General features: G+C 31.9%; 2 protein-coding genes. Both read right to left on the bottom strand.

Annotation, left to right across the window (positions count from 1 at the left end):
* Positions 1-463, bottom strand: a 463-nt coding sequence (locus VXQ92_RS20970) for a DUF885 family protein (RefSeq protein WP_416683063.1), incomplete at its 3' end; no start/stop codon positions are given.
* Positions 464-716: 253 nt separating this feature from the next.
* Positions 717-1,052 (bottom strand): arginase family protein (locus VXQ92_RS20965; RefSeq protein ID WP_416683062.1); only part of this gene is annotated, 336 nt, incomplete at its 5' end.

Here is a 1,052-nt window from a genome sequence, read left to right as displayed (position 1 = left end):
CCTGAAATTGTAAATGTAGGCCCCACATTTGATTAAAAGGCATCTCATACAATTTCAAATCATAATTTTTAAGTGTTTCTTTCAACTGATAAATCATTAAATCTTTATTTAATTGATCAGTTGCTGAAAACCCTGTGCTATCAATTGCTTCAAAACGTTTTAAAAAATTTTGCGTAGTTTTTTTATCTTTCTCAATCTGATTTTTTGAAAACTCGGTCCATCGATCGTTGTAGCGTAAATCGCCTAAAGTCGTTGCAGTTTCAGGGTTATTTTTCAAAGTATATTCCCACTGTTCCTGTAAAAGTTGGTTTAAAGCTTTCACCCGAACAGAGACATCACTCTTTTGTTTAGATTGTGATTTTTCGATAGTATTTGTATTTATTTCGGGGGTTGCAGCATTAGAAGAATGAGACATCCAAAATAAAACACTGATACAAGCAAAATGTAAGGTTCTGTTTTTCATTTAATTATCCAAACATATTTAACGAAGTTAAAATAAAGACAAAACAAATTACGTGCCAAGCAGCATATAAAATAGTGTAAAAATCGAGTATTTTTTTAACTAAATGATTTTATAAATTAATTTTCTTTTTAATTAAATTAATTATAGTTGCTATCTATATTCCGTATCCGACTTTAATTTACCAGAAAGTCAAAAAAAAGCGCACATGAGCGATCTCAGTGCACTTTTTCATTTCTACATTAAAAATTGTTTCTCAAGAAAACAAATATTGATAAACAATATAGGCAGCCAGTTTTGCTGTTCGATTGTCCAAATCAAATTTTGGATTGCACTCAGCAATATCTAAAAGTTTGATTTTTCCAGTCTCTTGAATATGCTTAAAAATCGCTTCAAAAGTCGCTAAATCAATTCCTTTTACAGCAGGTGCACTGACTCCCGGTGCAACCGCAGCCGCGAATACATCTAGATCAATCGTAATGTACAAACAGTCTACTTTTTCAATAAAAGCATCAACCGCTGCAAGCACGTTGTTTAGGTTAAAAATATTAACCTCATGATCACGTAAATATGAACAATTCAGCGCATCGGC

Source organism: Acinetobacter sp. 228 (assembly GCF_048147885.1).
The sequence above is the reverse complement of the archived record's forward strand: the minus strand, read 5'-3'. Positions and strand labels throughout refer to the sequence as shown.